Source organism: Yersinia entomophaga (assembly GCF_001656035.1).
GTDB lineage: Bacteria > Pseudomonadota > Gammaproteobacteria > Enterobacterales > Enterobacteriaceae > Yersinia > Yersinia entomophaga.
In genome coordinates this window covers 4,189,233-4,214,187 of sequence record NZ_CP010029.1, presented here as the reverse complement: position 1 = coordinate 4,214,187, position 24,955 = coordinate 4,189,233, and the positions used below count along the sequence as shown (strand labels likewise).

Genomic DNA, 24,955 nt, shown 5'->3' with positions numbered 1-24,955 from the left:
ATACTTTATACAAATTTGCGTAAAAAATTATATCAAATTCTTTTTGGATATAAGTGAGCCAACTCAGTAACTGTTAGGATAGTTGGCTTCGCGACCTATCAAGGTCAGCAATATAAATAGAATACGCAAAAAGTATTCATAATAGAATTTTGGAGATTTGGGGATGAACCTACCGCTCGTAATTAATGTGGCGATTTTTGTCGCATTGCTGTTGCTATTGGCACAAACCCGTCACAAACAGTGGAGCCTGGCCAAAAAAGTTCTGGCTGGTCTGGCATTAGGCGTGGTGTTCGGCCTCGGCCTGCATTTGGTGTATGGCTCTGACGACCCGGTAATGAAAGAATCTATTACCTGGTTCAATATCGTCGGTAACGGTTATGTACAATTACTGCAAATGATCGTGATGCCGTTGGTATTTGCGTCCATTTTAAGTGCCGTCGCCAAGCTGCATAATGCGGCGTCGCTGGGGAAAATCAGTTTCCTGTCTATCGGCACCCTGCTGTTTACTACCATGATTGCGGCGTTAGTCGGTGTATTTGTCACCAATCTGTTCGGCCTGACCGCTGAAGGTCTGGTTCAGGGCACTCAGGAAGCGGCTCGCCTAAGCGCGATTGAAAGCAATTATCTGAGCAAGGTTTCGGATCTGAGCGTGCCTCAGCTGATTTTGTCCTTTATCCCGAAAAATCCGTTTGCCGATTTAACCGGTGCAAACCCAACTTCGATTATCAGCGTAGTTATCTTTGCGACTCTGCTGGGAATTGCTTCACTGCAATTGCTGAAAGACGACGTTGAAAAAGGTAAACGCGTACTGGTTGCTATCGATACCCTGCAATCCTGGGTGATGAAACTGGTTCGTCTGGTTATGAAACTGACCCCATACGGCGTGCTGGCATTGATGACCAAGGTCGTCGCTGGCTCTAACGTTCAGGACATTATCAAACTGGGTAGCTTCGTTGTGGCCTCGTATCTGGGTCTGGCGATCATGTTCGTGGTTCACGGTCTGTTGATTGCCTTTACCGGTATCAACCCGCTGAAATTTTTCAAGAAAGTTTGGCCGGTGCTGACATTTGCCTTCACGAGCCGTTCCAGTGCTGCCAGCATCCCACTGAGTGTGGAAGCGCAAACTCGCCGTCTGGGTATCCCTGAATCCATTGCCAGCTTTTCTGCGTCCTTCGGCGCAACGATTGGTCAAAACGGCTGTGCCGGTTTGTATCCGGCTATGCTGGCGGTGATGGTGGCTCCAACCGTAGGTATCAACCCACTGGACCCGATTTGGATTGCAACATTGGTCGGTATGGTCACCGTCAGTTCAGCTGGCGTAGCCGGTGTAGGTGGCGGCGCAACCTTTGCAGCCTTGATTGTACTGCCAGCCATGGGTCTGCCGGTCACGCTGGTTGCTCTGTTAATCTCCGTTGAACCTTTGATTGATATGGGCCGTACCGCCTTGAACGTAAGCGGTTCTATGACTGCCGGTACCATCACCAGCCAATTGATGAAACAAACCGACAAAGAGATTCTAAACAGTGATGACGAGGTGGAATTAGCGCATCGCTAAATGTCTCACTTATCGTAATCAGTAAAAAGCCGGGCAGCGTAAACTGTCCGGCTTTTTCAATTTTGTTTCACCTGGGTTCTTCAAACTGGATTAACTACGGTACTTTTCCACCAGAGCCTGTGCGATAGCCAGGGTTTCCACATCCGGTACGCCGCTGAAATCGCTGGCGCGGAAGTGCATCTGGAAGGCAGCTATCACCTTCAGGGTTTCCTCATCCAGTTCACCGGTTAGCGGGATTTTATACCCGTAAGTCGCTAACGCTTTCTGAATAGACTCAACCGGCACCAGCTCGTGTTTATCACGGCCATCAATCAGTTCCTGAACCCGCCCTTCGTCTGGCCAAGCGCCAATGCCAGCTTCATATAAACGTTTCCACGGGAAATACGGGCCGGGATCGGACTTTCTCTGCGGAGCAATATCACTATGCGCTACAACATCTGTCGGAGCAATATGATAACGGGCAACAATGTCCTTCCCCAGCCGCTCAATCAATTCAATCTGGTTTTCGTTAAACGGATACCACTTACGCCCTAGCAGCTCCTCTGTATAGCCCAGATTGACGATTTCCACGCCTATCGAGGTATCATTCAGGCTGGTACGTCCTTGCCATTCGCTGACCCCAGCATGCCAGGCGCGTTTATCTTCGGGAACCAGTTGCAGTACCACCGGTTTGCCACCTTCTTTACGCGGATGTTCCGTCACCAAATAATGCGCGCTAACCTGCTCTTGAGTCAGCAATCGCAGGGATTCCGCATCGTCAACCGCCGTATAGTGGAACACTAGAAAGCGCACCCGATCGTTCTGCCCCACCGCAGGATGGGTGGTATCTACCTGATAATCACCGCGATCGATCAATTTATGCGGGCTACTGCTACACCCAGCCAAAAGCAGCAACAGCGCCGCCGGCAATAATTTTTTCATCATTCACACTCCCTGTCGTTTGATAAACTCGATTCACAGTAACTGATGTAAACTAAATGGTATGTAAACGATACATTCTGCATAAGTATCATTTGCACCTTAAGAATTTACCATCATGGGGGAAACCAGCAAAAAAAACGGCCCCTGAATCAGGAGCCGCTGGATTTACCTAGCTAATAATGCATTAAACGCCGCCCATTAAAACGGGTAGTCGCGATAACCCATTTGTTCCGAGATATTACGCGCCGCCTGATGCAATGACTTTACATAATCGCTCTTATGTTCCTCTGAGAAACGCAGCGTCGGGAATGAAATACTCAGCCCCGCGATGGCAACGCCAAAACGGTCGAAAACCGGAACGGCGATACAACGCAGCCCTTCTTCCTGTTCTTCGATATCTTCGCCAAAACCTTGTTCACGCACCTGATCCAGCACTGGCAATAGCACCGCAGCGCTGTCCAGCGTGTGTTTGGTACTACGGGTAAACTCGATATGAGACAGAATTTCTTCCACTTCGCCGCGATCGCGCCAGGCCAGCAGCACCTTACCAATAGCGGTACTGTGCAGCGGGTTACGACGGCCAATTCGGGAATACATTCGCAGGTTATACATCGAATCAATTTTATGGATATAGACAATGCTGTCTTCATCCAAAGCGCCCAGGTGAATGGTCTCACGGGTCAGATTCGACAATTCGCGCATCTGAATATCCGAGCTGCGGATCAAATCGACGTTTTGCAGCGCTTTTGCGCCTAATTCAAACAGCTTAAGCGTCAGCGAATACTTTTCAGATTCCCCTTCCTGCGCCACATAGCCTAAAGACTTTAGAGTTTGCAGAAACCGGTAAACCGTACTTTTGGACATCATCACACGCTGCGAGAGTTCGGTAATACCGATTTCTCGCTCTTCACCCAACGCTTGTAAGATACCGAAAACTTTCAGAACCGACGAAACTGAGTCGGGCTGTTTATCAAAATCATTCGTAGCCATTGTGTCGTTACCCTACTCGTTTTTTTGTTTTAAAAAAAATAGAACAATGGTTTTATTATAAGAGGAAGCGGTGAGATTGCGCAATGATGCAATATAATTAATCTGATATCACACTGAGAAATAGGGATTTGGCCTCTTTTTACCCCGGAGGCCAGAGCAAAGATGCTATAACCACACAGTTTCAGGCAAAGTCGCTAAATACAGTGCGGGCTTGCCGTCAACGTCTGAAGTAAACAGCACTTGTTTATTATCTGGTGTAAAAGAAGGATGCGGGTGGGTTACCTGACGTTCGCCTTCAAATACCTTCCATGAGGTGTCGTGGCGCGCTATCTGATGCTGTTTGCCGGTTTTCATGTTGAATACGTACAGGAAAGGATCGTTTTCAATCTTGTAGCCGCTATCGTCCTGCACATCTACCGGCGCATCAGAGCCGTCGCCCACCATCAAAGAACCGTCATAATTGCTCATTAAATGGGAACAGGCTGGCATTTTGGTCAACTGGCGATTTTCCAACGTGAGCGGATCGGCGCTGCAAATAAAACGGTCTGGGCTACCCTTCATATAAGAAACATAAACCAAAGCCGAGCCGTCCGGCACCCAGAATTCATGGGTGCAACTCTCTCCCGGCGCATGGGTTTTCACTTTGCGCATATTCGTGCCGTCTTCATTGATCAGCCACATACGTGCATCCACCAAATCGTGCGGGCCTTCATGACAGAAAGCGACGGTAGCATCATCGAAAGGACGATAAATAGGATGGCCTAGCCATTGGTTTTCCTGAAGAATCACCGTTGATTGCCCGGTGCGCAGATCGACTTTCATTAAACGGCAGCAAGGATGAGTGAAATAGAAATCGTGGAATTTCTTCCAATCGGTTAACGGCTGCCAGTCCTCCTGCTTGATTTCAATACCAACCAACTTAGTACAATCTGAATTCGCTACCCAAGTGCCATACCCCATCCACCCGTCAGGCACCTGATAAACCAAGAATTCTTCCAGTGAATCCAAATCTACCCGCATGAGATTACGGCCATTTTTTACGTAATATAGCGCGTCATCGTTTGGCGACAGAAAACCGCCAAAAGTATTATCGCCGATTCCCTCGGTTAATTGAGTGGCTATCCGAGTAGTCAAATCCAGCAGATAATAGTTCCACGCCCCTTCAAAAGCGCCGCCAAATAACAGTTTACGGCCATCCTGAGTGAAGCACTTTTGATAGAAATAGTTACGATGACAGGTCACGTCCTGAGGCGTTAAACGAGTAATTTGGGCACCGGTAGAGGCATCCTGATAGGTGTGAAATGTCAGTGGAATGAGTTTACCTTTGGCCATCCGAGGAATCCTTAAAACGTCAGAGAATGAAAAATGTTGGCAGCATCAGCTGGTTAACATGTGACAATCCATTATAGGAACGATGTTTCATTTTTCCGTGATCGCAGTTTCGTTTTAGCCAATAGCATTGATATTTTCTGGCTTTTATCTGTCTTATCATGATGATTTGGCCACTCCTGCATCCTGCACACATTCGTTGACAATCAGTTATGACAATTAGCTATGACAATTATCCGAGTGGCAAAGATGCAATCTGCCACCTTTGCCGTTAGCATTATAATACTTAGCCATTTCATTACTTTTACAGATAAAATTCCATATGACACCTTCTCAGACTGATGGGTTGCCGGTTCCCCAGCGCTACGCCGCCATTTTGGTGATAGCTTTGGGTATTACTATTGCGGTACTGGATGGCACTATTGCAAATGTAGCGTTACCCACCATCGCCCGCGATTTGAATGCCAGCCCGGCCGATTCTATTTGGATCGTCAATGCCTATCAGTTAGCCATCACCATTTCGCTGCTCTCACTGGCATCCCTCGGGGATATCATCGGCTACCGGCGGGTTTATCAGGCTGGATTGCTTATTTTCAGCCTGACATCATTATTCTGCGCCCTGTCCGATTCCCTTTGGACGTTGACTTTTGCACGGGTATTACAGGGGTTTGGGGCTGCAGCGCTGATGAGCGTCAATACGGCGCTAATTCGAATCATTTATCCGCGAGCCCAACTTGGACGCGGTATTGGCATTAATTCCCTGATCGTGGCCTTTTCTGCCGCCGCTGGCCCTACCATCGCCGCCGCCGTACTATCGATAGCATCCTGGCAATGGCTTTTTGCCATCAATGTTCCAATTGGCCTGCTCGCCTGGTGTTTGGGCATGAAATACTTACCCGCTAACGTAGCCAAGAGTAACGGTAATAAATTCGATATTGTCAGTTGTCTGATGAATGCCATAACCTTTGGCCTGCTGATTATCGCCATTAGCGGCTTTGCCCAAGGACAAAGCCCGACGCTAATTGCCGGTGAAATCATAGCGCTATTACTGATTGGTTTTTTCTTCGTGCGTCGCCAGCTCAAGCAACCTTTCCCGTTATTACCCGTCGATCTGCTACGTATCCCGATTTTTGCCCTCTCCGTCGGCACCTCGATTTGTTCTTTTATTGCACAAATGCTGGCGATGGTGTCGCTGCCGTTCTTCCTGCAAAACGTGTTAGGGCGGGATGAAGTGGCGACCGGGCTGTTGCTCACCCCATGGCCGCTGGCAACGGTTGTGGCCGCACCGATTGCCGGTCGGTTAGTGGAACGCTATCAGGCGGGTCTGTTGGGCGGCATCGGACTGGCAGTTTTCGCCAGCGGACTCTTCCTGCTAGCAACTCTTCCGGCCAATCCGAGCGATTTGAATATTATCTGGCGCATGATGCTCTGCGGCGTCGGCTTCGGTTTATTCCAGTCGCCGAACAATCACACGATCATTTCTGCCGCGCCGCCCAACCGCAGCGGCGGTGCCAGCGGTATGTTAGGCACCTCGCGTCTGCTAGGGCAGACCTCTGGCGCGGCGTTAGTGGCCTTAATGTTCCATCAGTTTGCGGACAATGCTACTTATGCTTCTTTGCTACTTGCCGGCGGTTTTGCCACGCTGGCGGCGGTGGTTAGCCTGCTGCGCATTTCATCTAAAACCAGCTAGCGCGCTGAAAATTCGACAATAAAAAGGCACAAAAAAGCCCCGCTATTCACGGGGCTTTCTAACTGCTTCACCACAAGCGGTTGTGGCTTATTTCAGGTATTCGCCAGTACGCAGTGCTTCAATGCGCTTGTCCAACGGTGGGTGAGACATCAGCAATTCGCTGAAAGTCTTAGATTTACCGTTGATGCAAAACGCCATCATGCTGCTTTCTTCCTGCGGCTCATAGCTGGTTTTCAGGCGTTGCAACGCCGCAATCATCTTCTCACGACCCACCAATTTGGCTGAGCCAGCGTCCGCATGGAACTCCCGGTGACGAGAGAACCACATGGTGATAATGCTCGCCAAAATACCGAATACCAGTTCCAGCACCATAGACACGGCGAAATACACCATTGGGTTGCCAGAAGAACTGCCTTCGTTTTCCCGATCGCCAGACACAAAACCAGCGACAACCTGCGCAATTAAACGAGAAATAAAGATAACAAAGGTGTTCACCACGCCCTGAACCAGCGTCATTGTGACCATGTCACCATTAGCTACGTGACTGATTTCATGGGCGATAACTGCTTCCGCTTCATCGCGGCTCATGTTTTGCAGTAAACCGGTACTCACTGCCACCAGCGAAGCATCACGGCGAGCGCCGGTCGCAAAGGCGTTAATATCCGGAGCCTGATAAATGGCAACCTGTGGCATAGCGATGCCAACCTGTTGAGACTGACGACGTACGGTATCCAGCAACCAGCGTTCGGTTTCATTACGTGGCTGTTCGATCACTTCCCCACCAACGGAACGCAGCGCCATCCATTTAGACAGCAGCAGTGAAACGAATGAACCACCAAAACCGAACAGAAGCGCCATAATCATCAGCCCCTGTATACTACTTGACTGAATTCCAGTCAGGCTTAGCACCAGCCCGAAGACCAACATCACCGCCAGGTTAGTGAGAAGGAACAGAGCTATACGCATCATAAATTTTTACTTCCTTATTTGTTTAGCCGTTTACCGAAATTCCTATTGAGATATCCTGATCCTATGGGCATCTAATAAATTTTCAAGGCTTGTTAAGCCGTAACTGATTAAATCAACATAACTTTACAAATTTGAACATATTTTATCACATTCAGTCGTCTTCCTGCGCCGTTTTCCCCGTGATTCCCTCCGCCGCCCCAGCCACTCCGGCGATCCTTTAGCGCGTTTTTTACGATCACGGCCCACTCGTACCATAAAAAAATCCGGGGCCTCATAAGAGACCCCGGATGATTTTTGCATCACTGGCGGCTTATTTAGCGGCTGGTTGCTGCGCTTTTTCCAACTGGGCGAGATCCAAAGCAATATGGACGCTTTCATCCAGATAAGGGTCCGGCTCTTGATAATCTTTAGGTAAATCATCCAAAGACTTCAGCGGCTTTTTACCTTCGCGTTTGAAACGTTCATTCAAGCGCGCCAAACGGGTGGCGTCGTCTTCCTGATTCTCTTTCTCACGCTGCGCATAGTTAAGGGAAACATTGTTGCGTTTCGCTTTTAACGCCTTAAAGCGCACGATATCTTCCTGAATGCTCTTAAATTCAGGATCGACAGCGATACGGGCCGCATGATCTTTCAATAACGCTGGCTCGAAAGGTTTCAAATCATCAACCTTGGTGTAGGTTGCGGCGTTGATGCGATCCCACGGCAACGCGTTATCTTCAAAGCTTTCACCGGTTTCCGCCGGATCGACACCGGTTGGCATCACAATGTCTGGCACCACGCCTTTACGCTGGGTACTGCCACCGTCCACGCGATAGAATTTCTGAATGGTGTACTGTACCGAACCTAATGCAGGCCACTCTGGACGCAGCATTTGATCGTAAATCCGATTCAGAGAACGATATTGCTGCACCGTACCTTTACCGAAAGTCGGTTCACCGACAATCAGCGCACGACCATAATCCTGCATAGCTGCCGCAAAGATTTCAGACGCCGAGGCGCTATAACGATCCACCAGCACGACTAACGGGCCTTTGTAATACACAATGCCGTCGGCATCGCTGTCTTCACGCACTTTGCCGTTATTATCCCGCACCTGCACGACCGGGCCGCTTGGGATGAATAAGCCAGACAAAGAGACCGCTTCGGTCAAAGCGCCACCGCCGTTGCTGCGCAGATCGATAATAATACTGCTCACATTCTGCTTGGCCAGTTTTTGCAGCTGAACCTTCACGTCTTCGGTTAAACCGACATAGAAACCAGGAATATCCAACACTCCCACTTTCTCTTTGCCAATGGTTTTAACCGACATTTTAACCGCTCGGTCTTCCAGTCGGATGCGTTCGCGGGTCAGGGTGACGGTTTTCACTTTGGTTCCTTTGCCCGCAGGCAGGATTTCCAAACGCACTTTGGAGCCTTTCGGCCCTTTAATCAGCGCAACCACATCATCCAGACGCCAGCCAATCACATCGACCATAGGTTTACCGGTCTGACCGACGCCAACCACACGATCGCCGACGGTAATCGCCTTACTCTTGGCCGCTGGGCCACCGGGCACCATGGAGTTAATCAGGGTGTAATCATCATCCATTTGCAATACCGCGCCAATGCCTTCCAGAGACAAACTCATCTCAGTATTGAATTGCTCGGTGTTACGCGGAGACAAATAATTGGTATGCGGATCGATTTCATGAGCAAAAGCATTCATGATCAGCTGGAAAACGTCTTCGCTGTTGCTCTGCGTCAGGCGTTTAATGGCTGACTGGTAGCGTTTGGTCAACGTTTCTTTGATCTCTTTATCCGTTTTACCGGCTAATTTGAGATTAAGTTGATCATATTTGACCTTGGCGTCCCACAGCTTATTTAGCTCGGCTTCGCTAGTGGGCCACGGCGCCTTGGCGCGATCCAAATCGATGGTGTCATTGCCGGTAAAGTCCATTGGTCTTTCCAACACTGACAATGCGTATTGATAGCGCTCGAAACGACGTTTCTGCGCCAGGTTGAATAGCGCATAAGGCGTATCCAACTGACCGGATTTTAATTCATCATCCAGTGAATTCTTTTTATTGGCGAACTGTGCCACATCTGATGCCAGCAACAGGTTGTGACTGTAGTCCAACATATTGAGATAGCGATCAAATATCTTGGCGGAAAACTGATCGTCCAGCGCGAACTGACGATAATGAGAGCGAGTGAAGCGCGAAGCGACGCGCTCACTCACCGTCGAGTGCTGAGGCTCTTGACGCAGTTGAGGTAACTGATCGATACGATAAGTAGTCGTATCGCCAGCGTAACTCGCCCCCGCCAGTAACAAGCCTGCTAATGCTGTTAATCTGACAAATTTGTTCATGCCTAGGTTGGCCTCCGTATCAGAACTGCAAGTGTTCTGCGCGCACGATCATCGCCAGACCTGAAGATAGCTGCACCCGTACGCCATCTTTAGCGATTTCTAATACGGTTGCGTCCATCGCACTCTTGCCTGCTCTGACTTTGATTTCTTGACCAATTTGCAGTTTCGAGATATCTGTGACCGGCACAGGGCGTGGCTGGTTCTCTTCTGCCGCTGGGCGAGGAGCACGGGCCTGCTGTGGGCGATTTGGCTGACGAGGCTTACGAGCTTCCGGAGCAGCGCCTGCTTCACGACGTGGTGCAGGTTTTTTACCTGCCGGACGTGGGCGACGTGGCTCTGGGGTTTCACCCGCAGCAATGGCAGCTTCGCGTTTTTTAGCTTGTTGCTCAGCACGTTGTGCCTGAACACGGGCTTTCGCCTCTTCCAGCTGTTTGCGGGCATGTTCGACATGTTGCTCTTCCAGCACACCGCAAGGGTTGCCATCCAGATCAACACGCTCTGCTCCGACTTTGACCCCATAAAGATAACGCCAGCTTGAGGTGTATAGACGCAAGGCTGAACGCAATTGCGTTTTGCTTAAATTCTCTTCCCCCTGAACTCGCTCCACCAGATCCTGAAAAATGCCGATCTTTAATGGGCGTGCTTCGCCTTCGGCGGTGAAACAAAGCGGGAATCGCTCGGCCAAAAAGGCTATGACTTCTTTGCTACTGTTCAACTTAGGTTGATTTTCCATGAAATTTCCTGATTACAACGGGTTTGCCAACCAGCGCAGGCATGAACAGGCGTCATTATAATGACGCCTCCAGCAATTGCCACGTTATCCGTGTATCAACTTGCAGTCTGTGTGACATATTTCGCAACGTCACAGTGTTCAAGATGGGCGCAAAGCCCCGCCAAGACTGACGTCAGCCCTTTTTCGTCTTCTTCATCGAAACGATCATAAACTGTGCTGTCAATATCCAAAACCCCGATGACAACGCCGTTTATCGCGATTGGCAGGACAATTTCGGCATTACTGGCGGCGTCACAGGCAATATGCCCGGGGAAAGCGTGGACATCCGCAACCCGCTGTACGCGATTTTCTGACACTGCCGTACCGCACACGCCTTTACCCACGGGAATACGTACACAGGCGATTTTCCCTTGGAACGGTCCCAATACCAGTTGATTGCCATCCATCAGGTAGAAACCGGCCCAGTTCAACCCGTCGAGGCGCTCATACAACAGCGCGCTGACATTGGAAAGTGTAGCGATAAAATTATGCTCACCAGCAATTAATGCTCTCATATCGCGTTTTAATTCCGCGTAGAATTCTTCTTTTTTCATGTCGTAACCATTAACAAACCTAAGAATAGCCAGAGGCAACCGGTGCTTAGCCTCTCTAAAGTAAGCATTAAATGTACATTGCCACAAGGCTAATCATCTTTAACTGAGTAAAAGAGTTCCCTACAATAGGGAATTGACTGATTTTCAGGGTTCACACAACGGGTTATGCTGTCACGTTCGAGAATAAAAACCGCGGCTCAGCCCCGTCGCACACTATATTTGATTTATAGCGTAATTTGATGCGCTGCGAATTTAATGTGCTCCAAATTATATACCTCGACTTTCTGTACCCTGGTTCGGCATTTACCCATATTGCTATTGGGCTTTTCATCACCGGCGGAGCCATCGATTAGATATTTATGAAGATAGAAGCGATTTACCGCCCTCTTTCCACCGCGCGAGAACAGCGCTGCTGCGAATGTGACGCCCTATTTACCCTGCCACCAATGCAAGGTAATCAGGCCGCCTATTGCCCATGCTGTTGCGCCAAGGTCGTCAGCGGCCGTGATTGGTCCCTGACTCGCCTAACCGCAATGGCCGTAGCAATGCTACTGTTGATGCCCTTTGCCTTTAGCGAACCCTTAATCAGCATTCGTCTGCTCGGCACCCATATCGATGCCAGTCTGTTGGAAGGCATCTGGCAGATGACCAAACAAGGCGACCCCTTAACCGCCAGCATGGTGGCTTTCTGTATTTTTGGCGCGCCGCTCACACTGACGCTTTCTCTCCTTTATCTGCGCATTGGTAGCCGTATCGGCATGAATTTGCGGCCGGTGTTACTGATGCTGGAGAGATTAAAAGAATGGGTGATGCTGGACATCTATCTGATCGGTATGGCTGTTGCCTGTATCAAAGTCAAAGAATATGCCGACATTTCCCCAGGGCTTGGGCTTACGGCCTATCTGGCGCTAACCTTATTAAGTATTCTGACGCTAATTCACCTGAATCTGGAGCAACTGTGGGAACGCTTTTACCCGCAGGAACAGCCGCCGGGGCCAAGGGAAACGCTGCGGGTTTGCCTCTCCTGCCACTATACCGGCCATCCTGACGCCAAGGGTCGCTGTCCGCGCTGCCACACGCCGCTGCGCCATCGCCGCCGCCACAGCCTGCAAAAAACCTGGGCTGCGTTGATTGCCTCTATGGTGCTGCTATTGCCCGCCAACCTGCTGCCAATCTCGATTGTTTACGCCAACGGCGTGCGTATGGAAGATACCATTTTCTCTGGCGTGATTTCTCTGGCCTCCTCCGGCAATATGCCGATCGCCGCCGTGGTATTTATTGCCAGCGTATTAGTTCCTTTTACTAAAGTTATCGTACTGATTACCTTGCTGCTGAGTATTCATTTGAAAACTCAGCACAGTTTGAAGACCCGTATGCGTTTGATGCGTGTCATTACCTGGATTGGCCGCTGGTCAATGCTGGATTTGTTCGTTATTGCGTTAATGATGTCGCTGATCAACAGAGATCAGCTACTTTCGTTCACTATGGGACCGGCTGCCTTTTACTTTGGGTCTGCGGTAATTTTGACTATTCTTGCCGTTGAATGGCTGGATAGCCGATTGATTTGGGATGCACATGCAACAGGAAACGCCGAATACGCCGACTGAGGCTCAGGTTAGGCACAAACGCCGAATTTCACCCTTCTGGCTGCTGCCTTTCATTGCTCTGCTGATTGCGGGCTGGCTGGTTTATACCAACTGGCAAGATCGCGGAGCTGAAGTCACAATCGATTTTCAATCTGCCGCCGGTATTGTCGCCGGTCGTACCCCTATTCGATATCAAGGGGTTGAAGTCGGCACGGTGCAATCCATCAGTCTGAGCAAAGACTTACGCAGCATTGTCGTGACTGCCAGTATTAAAAACGATTTGGAAGACTCGTTGCGAGAAGGGACCCAATTCTGGCTGGTTACCCCCAAAGCCTCTCTGGCCGGGGTTTCCGGGTTAGACGCACTGGTCGGTGGTAACTATATCGGTATGATGCCGGGCCACGGTAAACCGCAAACCCATTTCACCGCGTTAGATACTCAACCCAAATTCCGCCTGAATACCGGCGAGCTGATGATTCATTTGAACGCCAAAGATCTCGGCTCTCTCAATACCGGTTCTCTGGTGTACTACCGCAAAATTCCGGTAGGCAAAGTTTATGATTACAACATTGCGCCGGATAACAATGGTGTAATCATTGACGTGCTGATTGATCGCCGCTTCGCTCATCTGGTGAAAAATGACAGCCGATTCTGGAATGTCTCAGGTTTTAAAGGCGATTTTAGCCTGAGCGGCGCGTCAGTCCAGATGGAGAGTCTGGCGGCCTTGGTTAACGGCGCAATTGCCTTTGATTCACCGCAGCAAAGCCAGGATGCCAAAACCGATCAACAGTTCCAGTTGTACCCCGATTTGGCCCACAGTAACCGCGGCGTAGCCATAACCTTGGATTTACCCAATGGCAATAATCTGGCTGAAGGCCGTACCCCGCTGATTTATCAGGGATTACAGGTTGGTACATTGACCAAACTGGTATTGCAACCAGACAGTAAGGTCACCGGCGAACTGACCATCGATCCTTCGGTTGTCGATCTTATGCGTACCGGCAGCCGTATCGAAATGAACAGTCCACGTATCAGCCTCAATGATACCAAGCTGAGTGAATTATTGACCGGTAATACGCTAGAGCTGGTTCCCGGAGACGGAGAGCCGCAACAGCACTTTATCGTACTAGATAGCAACAAAAGCCTGTTACAGCAGCCGGATGTACTGAAGTTAACCCTCACCGCGCCGCAAAGCTACGGTATTGATGTCGGGCAACCTATTGTGCTGCACGGCATTAAAATCGGGCAGGTTATTACCCGCACGCTGGATGATTCCGGTATCACCTTTACCGCTGCCATTGAGGCCAAATATCGTCATTTGGTGCATAACGATAGCAAGTTCGTGGTTAACAGCCGTATCGACGTCAAAATCGGTATTGATGGCATCAATGTTCAGGGTGCCAGCGCACAAGAATGGTTTGACGGCGGTATTCAGCTGCTGGCCGGGGGTAAAGGTGAACCGAAAAGCCAATATCCGCTCTACAGCAGTCGCGAAAAGGCTGAAGACGGTATTCTGGGTAACCTGCCTGCGACGACCCTCACTCTAACGGCCAGCAGCTTGCCCGACGTGCAAACTGGCTCGGTAGTTCTGTACCGCAAGTTTCAGGTCGGCGAAATAGTCAATGTTCGCCCAAAAGCCAATGAGTTTGAGGTGGATGTTTATATTCAGCCGGAATACCGTAACCTGTTGAGCAGTAAAAGTATCTTCTGGGCTGAGGGCGGAGCAAAAGTACAGTTAAACGGCAGCGGACTCACCGTGCAAGCTTCGCCTTTGAACCGGGCACTCAAAGGCGCCATTAGCTTCGATAATCTCGACGGCGTAACCTTGGGCAAAGGCGTTAAACGCACCCTGTATGCCACAGAAACCGCCGCCCGCGCCGTGGGGAGCCAAATTACGCTACGCACTTACGATGCCAGCAAACTGGCGGCAGGTATGCCTATTCGTTATCTGGGAATCGATATTGGTCAGGTCGAATCGCTGAAATTGTCCGCCGAGCGCAACGAAGTTCTGGCCAAAGCGGTACTTTATCCAGAATACGTGGAGAGCTTTGCTCGCTTCGGCACCCGCTTCTCTATCGTTTCACCGGAAATTTCCGCCGCCGGCGTCAATAACCTGGACACCCTACTCCAGCCGTATATTAACGTGGAACCGGGGCGTGGGCAGGCATTGCGTAATTTCGAACTACAAACCGCTACCATTACTGATTCGCGCTATCTAGACGGTCTGAGCATCGTGCTGGATACTGCCGAAGCCGGTTCATTACAGATCGGCACGCCGGTCTTGTTCCGCGGAATGGAGGTCGGTACGGTCACCGGATTCAATCTTGGCGCGATGTCAGATCGAGTACAGGTTTCGCTGCGAATCAGTAAGAAATACCAACAGCTCGTTCGGCAAAACAGTGTGTTCTGGCTGGCTTCCGGCTATAACCTACAGTTTGGTCTAACCGGCGGCGTAGTGAAAAGCGGCACCTTCCAGCAATTTATTCGCGGCGGTATCGCCTTTGCAACGCCACCGACAACGCCATTGGCACCGAAGGCTTCGGTCAATCAGCATTTCTTGCTGAATACTGAAGAACCTAAAGATTGGCGCAATTGGGGTACAGCGATTCCTCGCTTCTAGCCTCTCTAAATAAGCTCGCCGGATAGGTCGTTTATGGCCATCCGGCGTTTTTTTAAAGAATCCGATATGCTAAAAAAGAAGAAGAGGAAACCTGAGGTAAACAAGATTCGAGTCAGACTCCTTGATGATTATATGAAAGCCCTAGGGTGTCATTACGCATTCTAATTATGGTCTAGCCATATTTCTCTGCATATTGACCGAGTATTATTTTCTTGTCTGAACGCTGCAACAATCAATCTCTTTTTGGCATAAAATCCTAACCCTGTCAGCATAGACATTCGGTCAAACTCGTTTTTTATAGAAGAATCCATTACCAATTATTCATATTAAAACCTGACGAACACTTAAATTAGATGAATAGCTTTAGCCTAAAACCGCTCAATATTTCCGATAACACATCAAAAGAATTAACTTTGTATATAACAAAAAATGATAACGTCACCTATTATTCGTAGCATGGACAGTCTGGTGTTTTACCTGGCATCATAAAAAATGAATAAAAATCAATGAACCACCGAGGTCCAAACGCAGAGATGAGTTCGCAGTAATTAATACAGATTTAGCCTATTCTGTAATAATGAATTAACCCATTAACGCCTAAATATTTAGTTTCCCTACCGAGTGTGCTGATAAATTTAAAGCTGACAAAACATTATTCTGAAAATTTACTTATGTTTCTACTTTGGTTAATGTTTTGTCATTATAAAATAGTGGATTAATTCAACACCAGCCGCTCAGATTACTCCTAATAAGCTGTATTCATTTTATGGCTGATATACAATCAGCAAGCCAGAATATGGTGACAGTTTTTCTTACTCAAGGAAGTCGTGCTCAAACAGGAGTGACATCATGCCAGATGATGAAAATAAAAATGAGTCTTTGACGACGACTCTACGCCAACAAATAAATAAGTTGCGCGATATTATCGAGAATAACTCAGACTGGATTTGGGAAATTGACGCTAATGCCCACTACACCTTTTCATCCTCTAAATGCCTAGAGTTCTTTGGCCGAGCGCCCCATGAAATTATCGGTAAATCATTATATGATTTTATGCCCAAGGATGAAGCACAGCGATTCATGGATGTTTTCAGCAAAATCAGCGCCGAGCGTCGCCCTTTTTCTGGTTTAAAAAATCGTAATCTCCGCATTGATGGTTCTGAAATCTTACTCGAAACCAGCGGAGTTCCGTTATTTGATGAGCACGGCGAATTCAAAGGTTATAGAGGTATAGATCGCGACTTGACAAATTTTCCTATCAACGCCCCACAGCGCTTATTTGAATTAGAATCTATCTATTCCAACGCTCCCGCCGGATTATGTTTTGTTGATACCACTCTGAGCTACGTCACCATTAACGATTATTTGGCGAATTTATTAGGTAAACACGCCAATGAAATTAACGGTCGAAAAGTGGTTGAGATCATGCCGAGCATTGTTCCTATTCTACGTCAGGCTCTACTGCGGGCTTATAATAACGAAAATATTCTGGACGCTGAATTTCAGATGCCCGGCGAGAAACACATTTTTTTTATTCGCATGAAAGCGGCTCGAGATACCCAAGGCCGGGTAACCGGATTATCCGTCGCCATGATAGATATCAGTTGCCTGAAACAAATGGAAGCCGCGCTGCGCAGTAGCAAAGAACATTACCGTAATATGGTGGAGCTGAACCCACAAATTCCCTGGACCGCGGCACCCGACGGCCGAATTACCGATATCAGCAGCCGATTTGAAAAAATAACCGGTTTTACTCGCAAACAGGCCTTGGAAGATGAATGGGTTAGAACCATTCATACAGAGGATCGGCATATCGCGCTGGTCAGTTGGGAGCATTCGCTGCGCACCGGCGAATCTCTCGATATTGAAATCCGTTTTTGCCACGTTGAAAAGGGCTGGAACTGGATGCGAATTCGCGCCACGCCAAGCCTGGATACTGACGGTAACGTTATTTGCTGGTATGGCACGGCGGAAGATGTTCATGAGCGTAAGCTGCTGGAGCTAAAGCTGGTTAAAGCCAATCGACGTCTGGAGATTCAGGCACGCACTGACTCATTAACCAAATTACCGAATAGACGGGAATTCAAGAAGGTTTTATCTCACGAATTTCTACGTGCCAAGCGTACAGATACGCCACTGGCATTATTGATGATCGATATTGATTATTTCAAAAACTTTAATGACCACTACGGCCACGTTTCTGGTGATGCCTGCCTGAGATTGGTTGCCCGCGCCTTAAGAAAATCACTAAAACGCAGTACGGATATTGTCGCTCGCTATGGAGGAGAAGAGTTTTCCGCAATTCTCCCCGATACCGACGAAGCTGGCGCAGCGTTGGTCGCTAAACATATTTTGGAATCCATTCGTATCATGGGTATTAAACATGCGGACAGCGAATTCCAGAAAGTGACAATCAGCATTGGTGCCAGTTTTTATCATCCATTAGTGCACTCACCCGACATCGATCAATCTCATCTGCTGTTAGCGGCGGATAAGGCACTGTATTTCTCGAAAAATAATGGGCGTAACCAATATAACATCCAGAAACTGGCCGAATAAAAACCCGTATTTTTCTACGTCTGCATTTGGCGCTTTTAATAACCTCGGCTATTCTCAATAATGCGGCCTTATCTGGTCACACCTCCTACCACCATAATCTCCAGGAGTTTCAATGAGAAAGTCAGTATTAAAAATAGGCAGTTTTGAGATTGATGATGCGCAAATATCCCCTCAGCAGACCAAAGGGGAAAATACGCTTAGTATTCCCTGCAAATCAGATCCAGATCTTTGCACGCAATTAGACGGTTGGGATGACCACACCAGCGTTCCGGCGCTCTTGGATGGGAAACAAACGTTGTTGTATAAGAAACATTATGATCGGCATCAGGATGCCTGGGTAATGAGGATGACATAGTTGGTTAGCAAGAAAACCCGTCCGTCGAATAACACGAGGTGACAGACGGCGGGTTTTCCCTCAATATTTTTAACCCTTATCGGGCAGTATTCGTATCGAATCGTTAGATTATTCATTCCTGCCGAACAAGTCGTGTTTTCAGACTAAAATCAAAACGTCTCAATCACTTTAAATTTCATGCAGATCAATGTCATATCAGGTGAGAACATATCATAAGCCTCAAAGAAGCGCTGATGTTCTTTACGCCAATAGGCCAGAGTACGATCCCCTTCACCTTCGGCAAAAGCATGTGCTTCATCGACCTGATCGTAGGTTTTGAGATCCACTTCCGTCAGTTCAACGGCACAGGCCGGCACATTTTTTCCATTCACTACCACAAATACATCGCCCACCTGCGGTACGCCATCTCCATCTAAAGAGGCACAAGTGGCCGTTTTTACGCCTTGCAATACCAGCGCCAATAGCTCATCTGCGACGCTTTCAGTATCACCAAATGCCCAACGCTCAGCATTTTCATATTTTTGAGGAAGGCTAGTGGCCATGATTTTCCTTATTTCGAATTCTATTTCTTACATTATTGATACAACGCATATTACACTTTATCTCAAGCAATGCGCACAGAGTATATCTGCTCATCAGCATAGTTTTTCGTTACTATACTGACGTAAATGAACCAGATAGATAAGAGGAAAATGATGGTAACCAAAAGATTACATAAAAAGCACTGGAAAATGTTCCTGGTACTGTTATGCATTTGCCTGGCTCTGCTGCTATTACGCTGGGCAGCGATGGTATTTGGTTAACGTTTTTGATCGCTGGGCAAAAATAGGCTGCCGCACTTTAGACAAACCAACGCCTTATTTTTCTGCACTTTTTCTGTATCCTGCTGAGATGCCTTACCGCATTCAGGGCAAGTGACTTTAGTTTGAGCCTTGCTGATCAGTCTTCTGAAGCTATCGATCAATGACATAATCTTACCTCGTGGTTGTCTATGTCATGAAGTTACGTGAACCGCGCCAAAGAAACTGTGCCAACGCCGTCATTGGTTAAAATTTGTGCTTTATAAAGCAGTTTAGAGATCGTGCCAGCCCGAGAAGAGAGAACGGCGGTGAGTTACCGCTGCAACAGGAAGGTCTACTTTTCACCACGTGGCATGACAGGCATGCTCTACGCAGTGAAAAATCAGAGAGGAGTTAAGTATCAGAGCAGGATCAGTGATTCCACAGTTCCTGAATTAAACCTCTGACGCGAACCTTGGATGACCCAGCAACCAGGCTGATAACTCGCTTGGCACTCAACGCGGAAACTTCGGTATTCCATTCGTCAAATGAGTGATCGCTATAGCTATCATTGAATACTTTTTTGATCGAGGATTCAGCTTCTGACATCTCACTGAAACTCTTAGCATTTACTAAGCACTGAGCAATAATTGAGACTTTTTTCATGATTTATCCTTGATTATCGGCCGCATAGTGTAGCACAATCACTGCCCTCTTGATCACATGCTGGTTAAATTGTTTTTAAATTACACCAAGTGTCTGATAAATAGTCCAATTCAATCTAAACAATTCTCCATCAAAGCAATTTCTTCATTAGAAATATTGCTAATACTCGCCTCACTGTCATTAATCTTTCACTGACTGTTCATTTTTTGTTCACTTATCGCTCATATGATGTCACAGTCAGTATTCAGAGACGTTATCCGTTCAGGATAATGGAGGTGCAACATGACCAATAATCTCTTTTTATACCTGCTGTTCATCGTCTATGTGGCGGCAGCGGCAATCGATAACTCAACCGTTTCTTTTTGCAATAAATCCGGCGGCCGACCGAAATCCATCGACCCCCGTTGATATCAGCAAGGTGCGTTAGAGCACCGACTTCCAAGCTGACTGCGGTAATAAATACACCGCCGCCTCCGCAGACTCCCCTGCACCAACAATATGCCCAATCCCCGCGGCCATCACAGCCAGTGTGACATCAAAAGCATTCAGGCTATCGCCATAACCCGCGGTCAAATTAAACATGGAACCATCGGCCAGCAGATACACAGTTTTCTCTCCAACCGAATAGGCGAAAACGTGCTGCATCGGCTCACTGCTCGGGTACTGTTTTAAGAAAGCGGTATCAATCTCTTCTGCAACGTGACCCACGTTGAGAATAAACACCCCATCTTTGGCATCAGCCAGACGAGCGCCGGAAAGTACATTTTTCGCACCGGTCGCGGTAGCAATCACGTCCGCTTCTTTGACAGCGTCAGCCAAATCAACAACCTGCCAGCCGTCATAACGCGCCTGTAAGGCTCTGGCAGGATCTATTTCTGCCACAGATACTTGACCACCATACGCTTTAGCCGATGCCGCCACGCCCTGCCCAACCAGACCATAGCCGATCACCACAACTTTTTTCTCATGCAAGGTTAGATGCGTAGTTTGGAAGAATGTATGCCAAGCCGTCAGCCCCACCATATGGCGGTTATGCAGCCCCTCTTTCACCGGCAAATCATCCCAGTTATAAATCGGATAACGCGGAGCCAGACCTTGTAAACGGCTAATACCAGAGCCCGTGGCTTCCAGGCCGGCTTTAATTTTAGGCCCATCAGGAGACTGATGCAGCCGAGTTGTTAAATCAGCGCCCATTTCGCATAAGTGTGTCGGTTGCCATGCCAGCGCCCGATCGAACGAAGCGGACCATTCTTCAGCGCTCATGTCTCGCCAGGCGTGAGCTTCTGCGCCTTGAGATACCAGATATTCCACCACATCATTTTGTACCGTCGTCGGGTTACAGGTTGTCAGATAAACCCGCGCCCCCTTTCTCAATAAACCGGCCACCAGCGGTGCCATTTTCAAATCCAGGTGCATGTTACAGGCCAGACGCACCTGGCTGAGATCCGGTAATGCCGCCACTGCGGCCAGCGTACGTGTCATATGGCGTTCAGCCCAAGTCAGTTCACCGTTGAAATTCTGGTACATTAACAACCCCTTTCAGCAACAATAAATCTGCCCGTTCAGCCGTTATCCAGCCACAGTCGGTCAGTGAAGTCATTTTGTCTCGCTAGCCTGCTGTGCCGCGGCCTCGCTGAGCAGCACATCCATTTCGATCGTTCCCGGCGGTCGCAATGACCATACAGGGCCACGCAGCGCCTCGGCGTAGCCTGCCTGATAAAGTTTCTCCATCTTCACTGGATCAAAGATTTCGGCTCCATTGATATCAAGATTTGATGGAATAGTGATCCAATGAAAATCGGCTCCCTCGGCTAGGGAGAACGCATAAATACGGTATAAATCCCCGACCACCGTAGCTTTACTCGAAGAATCCAAAGTACGCATGGCAATATTCCGAACCAATCGAGGCGTAGGTTCAGGACGTGGCCCGAGCTGGCCGTTGTGGATTATATAAATATCTTCTTTGCTATTCGTAATACCGGCTCTGGCGCGCACAATTTTGCCGCTGAATACGCCGCCGTTATAAAACACTCTGGCTCCGACGCCGCCATCAACATGCATTTCGTCATAATGTTTACCCTTGGCCACCACGTCGAAAAAGACCGGAGCAAACGCCACCGGCACGGAGGACGATGCCAGCATTATCTTGCGAAATAGTATTAATGATTCCGGCGTGCCTTTTGTGGCGAGCAGCCCATATTCCAGACAAAAAAGCGTTGAGAATCGAGATCCACCGTTCCGATATACAAACGACGACCATGACGATATTCCACCGCTATTTCACGCAATAATTGCGCAGTAATATGGCCATCAATTAGCTGTGACAGTGGGCTGGTATCCGCTAGGGCCTCACGGAAGAAAAGACGGAATAATAAGTTATCGAGATGAAATATATCTCGCGTCGTCGTCGTGGTATAAAAATCGTGTAACGCCTGATCGTGATCGCTGCCTAAAAATGCAAAAGGCGCAATTAACGCGCCAGTCGATACGCCAGTTACCACTTTAAACACTGGCCGCTTACCGGTCTTACTCCAGCCATTTAAAAAACCTGCGCCAAATGCGCCGTTAGGCCCACCGCCGGATAGCGCTAAATGCGGATAGACTCGCTGACCGTCAGGACGGAGGAATTGATCCGGTCGTTCATCTTTATAAGATTGCAATAAATCTGCTTCGAAGATCGGGCTGATATGACCAGCAGCCGCGCGAATATTTGGCATACCGGGAATTTCAGCTTCGTCCATTAATTCGACCGGCAAAGGGTTACGTGGTAATTGGCTACAGGCGCCCAGGAAAACGATCGCTAAGATTACGCTAACAAAACGTGCCGTTTTAATGCGATTGAACATTTTAATTTCCGCCTGACACGCTAGCCTGCTTTATCTATCAATATACTACTTTTTTCACCATGACAGAAAAGTCGTTTAGCGTGTTATCCACTGTTCTCACGTCACACGATACCAACAATGTTTACGTAATGGATAACCTACAGCAACGCCGGGGTGATCAAAATCGGGTTTCTGCCGCTCCAACCCTAAACGTTCCATCACGGTTTGAGAACGTAAATTAATTAACGCGGTAAAAGATACAATCTCCGGCAGCGCTAATTGTTCAGAATTCTCTCGCAGTACTTCCAAGCCGCTCTAGCGACCTGTTCTCTCACTTTTCAGCCTTGATTCTCATCGCCATAAAATTGCAGATACACTCTCAAAGAGCAAATCACCGATTGTAAGAGATAAAAATACCGATAAACAGTGCGTTAATTATCGCATAACGCCAGATAAATTCGATTTACACTACGCTTCCCGGCCCTTTTTCTGACTTAATAATTAACCGATTCGCCATGGAGCTTCAATGAGTTACGCACTAGCCCTTAAGACTTTCTTTGATCATCCCGATTTTAAACACAAACTACGACTAATTAGCGATATGGATATCACCGGTTGGGAAAACTGGTTACAAATAGAAATAGCATTATTCTTATGTCGCAACGAACATATTATAAGCTGGGGACGAGAGGTTCGTTTTGAAAACCCAGAGGGTCAGCGGATAGTGCCCGACTTCTTTTTAGTAAATTCGGACGACACCCTTTCATTGATCGAAGTTAAAATGAACAAAAATAAAGTAACTTGTCTGACGCAGACAAAAAATGATCGAGCAAAAATCAACCTTTTCGGCCCGTCGGCTAGACTGATCTTATCCGGTATTGGAGGTGAGGCGTTTATCTCTCGAACCGGATTAAAAAACAACAGTGTGATCATTAAAGAATGTCTGCATGTCACTGCCTACCAAGTTACCCAAGACGGCAACCCAACCTACAGGGTTCAGGTATCCTGAATAATTAACAGGGAAATACAGCCTTAGATCTAAATGCAGGCTGCTACAGTTTCAATATTCGTCATCAGATAATTGCAGCTGACAGCCACGAAATACATCCTTCACTATTTCACGAATAGGTAGTGATCTCACGAATAGGTAGTGGCTTATTTGGACAGCGTTAACCACTGCTGAACTGAAGGGCGTTGCCATTGATAGGACACATAACGCTGTAAATTAGCCGGTACATCATCCCCATTCATCACTAAACGATTAAGCATCAAAGCTAAATCAGTATCGGCAATAGACCATTCTCCGTTCAAATTATCCTGTCCATCAGCCAGTAGCCAATTGGCGGCTGCGAATAGTTTATCCGCCGCGTTACTGGCAATAGTCGATAACGGCGGGCACTTCATCCCACCAAACAGCACTTCTGTGGGCCTTTCTAATCGTATGGATAATAAATCACTGCGTAACCACGCCTGAATCTCTCTGGTTTTAGCTCTTTGCTGCATCATGTTCGGGTATAGGGATTGATAAGCAGGGGCAGGAAAAGCTTCATCCAAATATTCAGTAATAGCCGACGATTCTGAAATTCGGAAGTCATCAATAATCAAAGTTGGTACACGGCGAGTGAAAGAGAGTTGGGCGTAACTCTGCTGCATATTTTCATTATCCGAAAGATTGATTTTTTTCAGCTCAAAAGGAAGTTGTTTTTCGGTTAAGGCAACAAAAACGGACATTACATACGGACTAAAAAAATCAGCGTCAGAATAAAGTGTAATCACAGGATTATCCATGGTCAGAAGTCATCGGGAATACGGCTTACATAACCTATTCACCTTAGACGCTGTTCCGATCATTGCAATAATTCCTATCACAAAACTTAGACTGACTCCCAACGGACTTTTCGACGCGTGCAGAAATGGAAATCTGTATTGTGCATATTTTGAACAGAAAAAAATACGAATGTACGTTTTCGTCCTGATTAAGGCTGGCGATCTAAAATCGGTGGGCGTAAAATCTTTGTTAATTATTTGCTGTGTCACCGTACGTTAACAAGGCTTTGGAATTACAATGTCATCTGCATGGATCGCTTTAAAAATGATCTACTGGGTTGGAATGGCCCTCTCCACGGTTATCACCCTGGTGACCAGCGTTGATCCCTCATGGAAAATCCGGATTTTTACTGCGCTTCTTATTGGTTTAACCTGGCCAATGAGCCTACCGGTAGTTTTGTTGTTTTTGCTATTTTAATTGACCTATTTTTAGGTTTTTACCTTGCGATAAAGACACCAAATAGCTTGTATTATTTTAAATAAACAAGAGTATTAGCACATTATCTCGATGGTAAAAATGGAGTTCAACCTAAAAAGGAAATGAGTTATTGTCTAAAAAATATTTCGATTGACGTCGGGATAGAATATGTCCGTAGATACGGAGGAATTGC

At 47.8% G+C, this 24,955-nt stretch carries 23 protein-coding genes and 1 pseudogene; 10 read left to right on the top strand and 14 right to left on the bottom strand.

Annotation, left to right across the window (positions count from 1 at the left end; translation table 11 throughout):
• The first annotated feature begins 163 nt into the window (after positions 1-163).
• Positions 164-1,555, top strand: a complete 1,392-nt coding sequence (locus PL78_RS18935) for an L-cystine transporter (RefSeq protein WP_064518064.1) — start codon at positions 164-166, stop codon at positions 1,553-1,555.
• A 90-nt stretch (positions 1,556-1,645) separates the two neighbouring features.
• Here PL78_RS18935 and PL78_RS18930 read toward each other — a convergent pair whose 3' ends face one another.
• The 3 genes from PL78_RS18930 to PL78_RS18920 all read right to left on the bottom strand — a co-directional run bounded on the left by PL78_RS18930 (position 1,646) and on the right by PL78_RS18920 (position 4,798).
• Positions 1,646-2,476: an N-acetylmuramoyl-L-alanine amidase gene (locus tag PL78_RS18930; protein WP_064518572.1), complete on the bottom strand. Its 831-nt coding sequence runs from the start codon at positions 2,474-2,476 to the stop codon at positions 1,646-1,648.
• Positions 2,477-2,674: 198 nt separating this feature from the next.
• Positions 2,675-3,466, bottom strand: coding sequence for a DNA-binding transcriptional regulator KdgR (gene kdgR, locus PL78_RS18925; protein WP_064518062.1), 792 nt, complete (start codon positions 3,464-3,466; stop codon positions 2,675-2,677).
• Between the two features lie 165 nt (positions 3,467-3,631).
• On the bottom strand, positions 3,632-4,798 hold the full coding sequence (locus PL78_RS18920) for an oligogalacturonate lyase family protein (RefSeq protein WP_064518060.1): 1,167 nt from the start codon (positions 4,796-4,798) through the stop codon (positions 3,632-3,634).
• A gap of 319 nt (positions 4,799-5,117) precedes the next feature.
• Between PL78_RS18920 and PL78_RS18915 the strand changes: the two genes are divergently transcribed.
• Entirely contained in the window at positions 5,118-6,485 is a 1,368-nt protein-coding gene (locus PL78_RS18915) for an MFS transporter (RefSeq protein ID WP_064518058.1), read from the top strand.
• An 87-nt stretch (positions 6,486-6,572) separates the two neighbouring features.
• On the opposite strand, the gene htpX is transcribed toward PL78_RS18915, so the two are convergent.
• From htpX to PL78_RS18895, 4 genes are all read right to left on the bottom strand, one after another.
• The gene (gene htpX, locus PL78_RS18910; RefSeq protein ID WP_064518056.1) at positions 6,573-7,454 is read right to left on the bottom strand and encodes a protease HtpX; all 882 of its coding nucleotides are present in this window, start codon (positions 7,452-7,454) and stop codon (positions 6,573-6,575) included.
• A gap of 310 nt (positions 7,455-7,764) precedes the next feature.
• On the bottom strand, positions 7,765-9,801 hold the full coding sequence (prc, locus tag PL78_RS18905; RefSeq protein ID WP_064518054.1) for a carboxy terminal-processing peptidase: 2,037 nt from the start codon (positions 9,799-9,801) through the stop codon (positions 7,765-7,767).
• A gap of 19 nt (positions 9,802-9,820) precedes the next feature.
• Positions 9,821-10,534 (bottom strand): RNA chaperone ProQ, encoded by a 714-nt coding sequence (gene proQ / locus PL78_RS18900; RefSeq protein WP_064518052.1) that lies wholly within the window; start codon positions 10,532-10,534, stop codon positions 9,821-9,823.
• A gap of 95 nt (positions 10,535-10,629) precedes the next feature.
• Positions 10,630-11,127: a GAF domain-containing protein gene (locus PL78_RS18895; protein ID WP_064518050.1), complete on the bottom strand. Its 498-nt coding sequence runs from the start codon at positions 11,125-11,127 to the stop codon at positions 10,630-10,632.
• A 359-nt stretch (positions 11,128-11,486) separates the two neighbouring features.
• Between PL78_RS18895 and yebS the strand changes: the two genes are divergently transcribed.
• From yebS to PL78_RS18875, 4 genes are all read left to right on the top strand, one after another.
• Positions 11,487-12,734: a membrane integrity lipid transport subunit YebS gene (gene yebS / locus PL78_RS18890; RefSeq protein ID WP_064518048.1), complete on the top strand. Its 1,248-nt coding sequence runs from the start codon at positions 11,487-11,489 to the stop codon at positions 12,732-12,734.
• A complete protein-coding gene (locus PL78_RS18885; RefSeq protein WP_064518046.1) occupies positions 12,703-15,333 on the top strand; it encodes a PqiB family protein in 2,631 nt (876 codons plus the stop codon). Before yebS ends, PL78_RS18885 begins: the two co-directional genes overlap by 32 nt.
• A gap of 849 nt (positions 15,334-16,182) precedes the next feature.
• Positions 16,183-17,892: a diguanylate cyclase gene (locus PL78_RS18880; protein ID WP_064518044.1), complete on the top strand. Its 1,710-nt coding sequence runs from the start codon at positions 16,183-16,185 to the stop codon at positions 17,890-17,892.
• 112 nt (positions 17,893-18,004) lie between these two features.
• On the top strand, positions 18,005-18,247 hold the full coding sequence (locus PL78_RS18875) for a DUF1480 family protein (protein ID WP_064518042.1): 243 nt from the start codon (positions 18,005-18,007) through the stop codon (positions 18,245-18,247).
• Between the two features lie 149 nt (positions 18,248-18,396).
• Here the strand turns inward: PL78_RS18875 and PL78_RS18870 are convergent, their stop codons facing one another.
• Positions 18,397-18,789 (bottom strand): ASCH domain-containing protein, encoded by a 393-nt coding sequence (locus PL78_RS18870; RefSeq protein ID WP_064518040.1) that lies wholly within the window; start codon positions 18,787-18,789, stop codon positions 18,397-18,399.
• A gap of 153 nt (positions 18,790-18,942) precedes the next feature.
• On the opposite strand from PL78_RS18870, the gene yniD reads away from it, so the two are divergent.
• Positions 18,943-19,050, top strand: a complete 108-nt coding sequence (gene yniD, locus PL78_RS20865; RefSeq protein WP_235601050.1) for a small membrane protein YniD — start codon at positions 18,943-18,945, stop codon at positions 19,048-19,050.
• Here the strand turns inward: yniD and PL78_RS20615 are convergent.
• Together PL78_RS20615 and PL78_RS18865 are read right to left on the bottom strand one after the other, a co-directional pair.
• On the bottom strand, positions 19,047-19,217 hold the full coding sequence (locus tag PL78_RS20615) for a YnfU family zinc-binding protein (protein ID WP_167349943.1): 171 nt from the start codon (positions 19,215-19,217) through the stop codon (positions 19,047-19,049). The genes yniD and PL78_RS20615 overlap by 4 nt on opposite strands.
• Before the next feature lie 241 nt (positions 19,218-19,458).
• Complete coding sequence (locus PL78_RS18865; protein ID WP_049600573.1) at positions 19,459-19,692, bottom strand: hypothetical protein; 234 nt, start codon at positions 19,690-19,692, stop codon at positions 19,459-19,461.
• A gap of 282 nt (positions 19,693-19,974) precedes the next feature.
• Here PL78_RS18865 and PL78_RS20930 point away from each other — a divergent pair, with 282 nt between their 5' ends.
• A complete protein-coding gene (locus PL78_RS20930) occupies positions 19,975-20,100 on the top strand; it encodes a hypothetical protein (RefSeq protein ID WP_268806861.1) in 126 nt (41 codons plus the stop codon).
• Positions 20,101-20,115: 15 nt separating this feature from the next.
• Here the strand turns inward: PL78_RS20930 and PL78_RS18860 are convergent, their stop codons facing one another.
• From PL78_RS18860 to PL78_RS18850, 3 genes and pseudogenes are all read right to left on the bottom strand, one after another.
• Positions 20,116-21,219, bottom strand: coding sequence for an adenosylhomocysteinase (locus tag PL78_RS18860; protein ID WP_064518039.1), 1,104 nt, complete (start codon positions 21,217-21,219; stop codon positions 20,116-20,118).
• A 69-nt stretch (positions 21,220-21,288) separates the two neighbouring features.
• A pseudogene (locus PL78_RS18855) lies at positions 21,289-22,538 on the bottom strand (patatin-like phospholipase family protein).
• Between the two features lie 96 nt (positions 22,539-22,634).
• Positions 22,635-22,826, bottom strand: coding sequence for a GNAT family protein (locus PL78_RS18850; RefSeq protein WP_064518036.1), 192 nt, complete (start codon positions 22,824-22,826; stop codon positions 22,635-22,637).
• A gap of 217 nt (positions 22,827-23,043) precedes the next feature.
• Here PL78_RS18850 and PL78_RS18845 point away from each other — a divergent pair, with 217 nt between their 5' ends.
• Positions 23,044-23,526: a hypothetical protein gene (locus PL78_RS18845; RefSeq protein ID WP_064518034.1), complete on the top strand. Its 483-nt coding sequence runs from the start codon at positions 23,044-23,046 to the stop codon at positions 23,524-23,526.
• Positions 23,527-23,672: 146 nt separating this feature from the next.
• Here the strand turns inward: PL78_RS18845 and yfcF are convergent, their stop codons facing one another.
• Complete coding sequence (gene yfcF, locus PL78_RS18840) at positions 23,673-24,305, bottom strand: glutathione transferase (RefSeq protein WP_064518031.1); 633 nt, start codon at positions 24,303-24,305, stop codon at positions 23,673-23,675.
• A gap of 277 nt (positions 24,306-24,582) precedes the next feature.
• On the opposite strand from yfcF, the gene PL78_RS18830 reads away from it, so the two are divergent.
• Positions 24,583-24,762 (top strand): GhoT/OrtT family toxin, encoded by a 180-nt coding sequence (locus PL78_RS18830; RefSeq protein ID WP_064518027.1) that lies wholly within the window; start codon positions 24,583-24,585, stop codon positions 24,760-24,762.
• Positions 24,763-24,955: the final 193 nt, after the last annotated feature.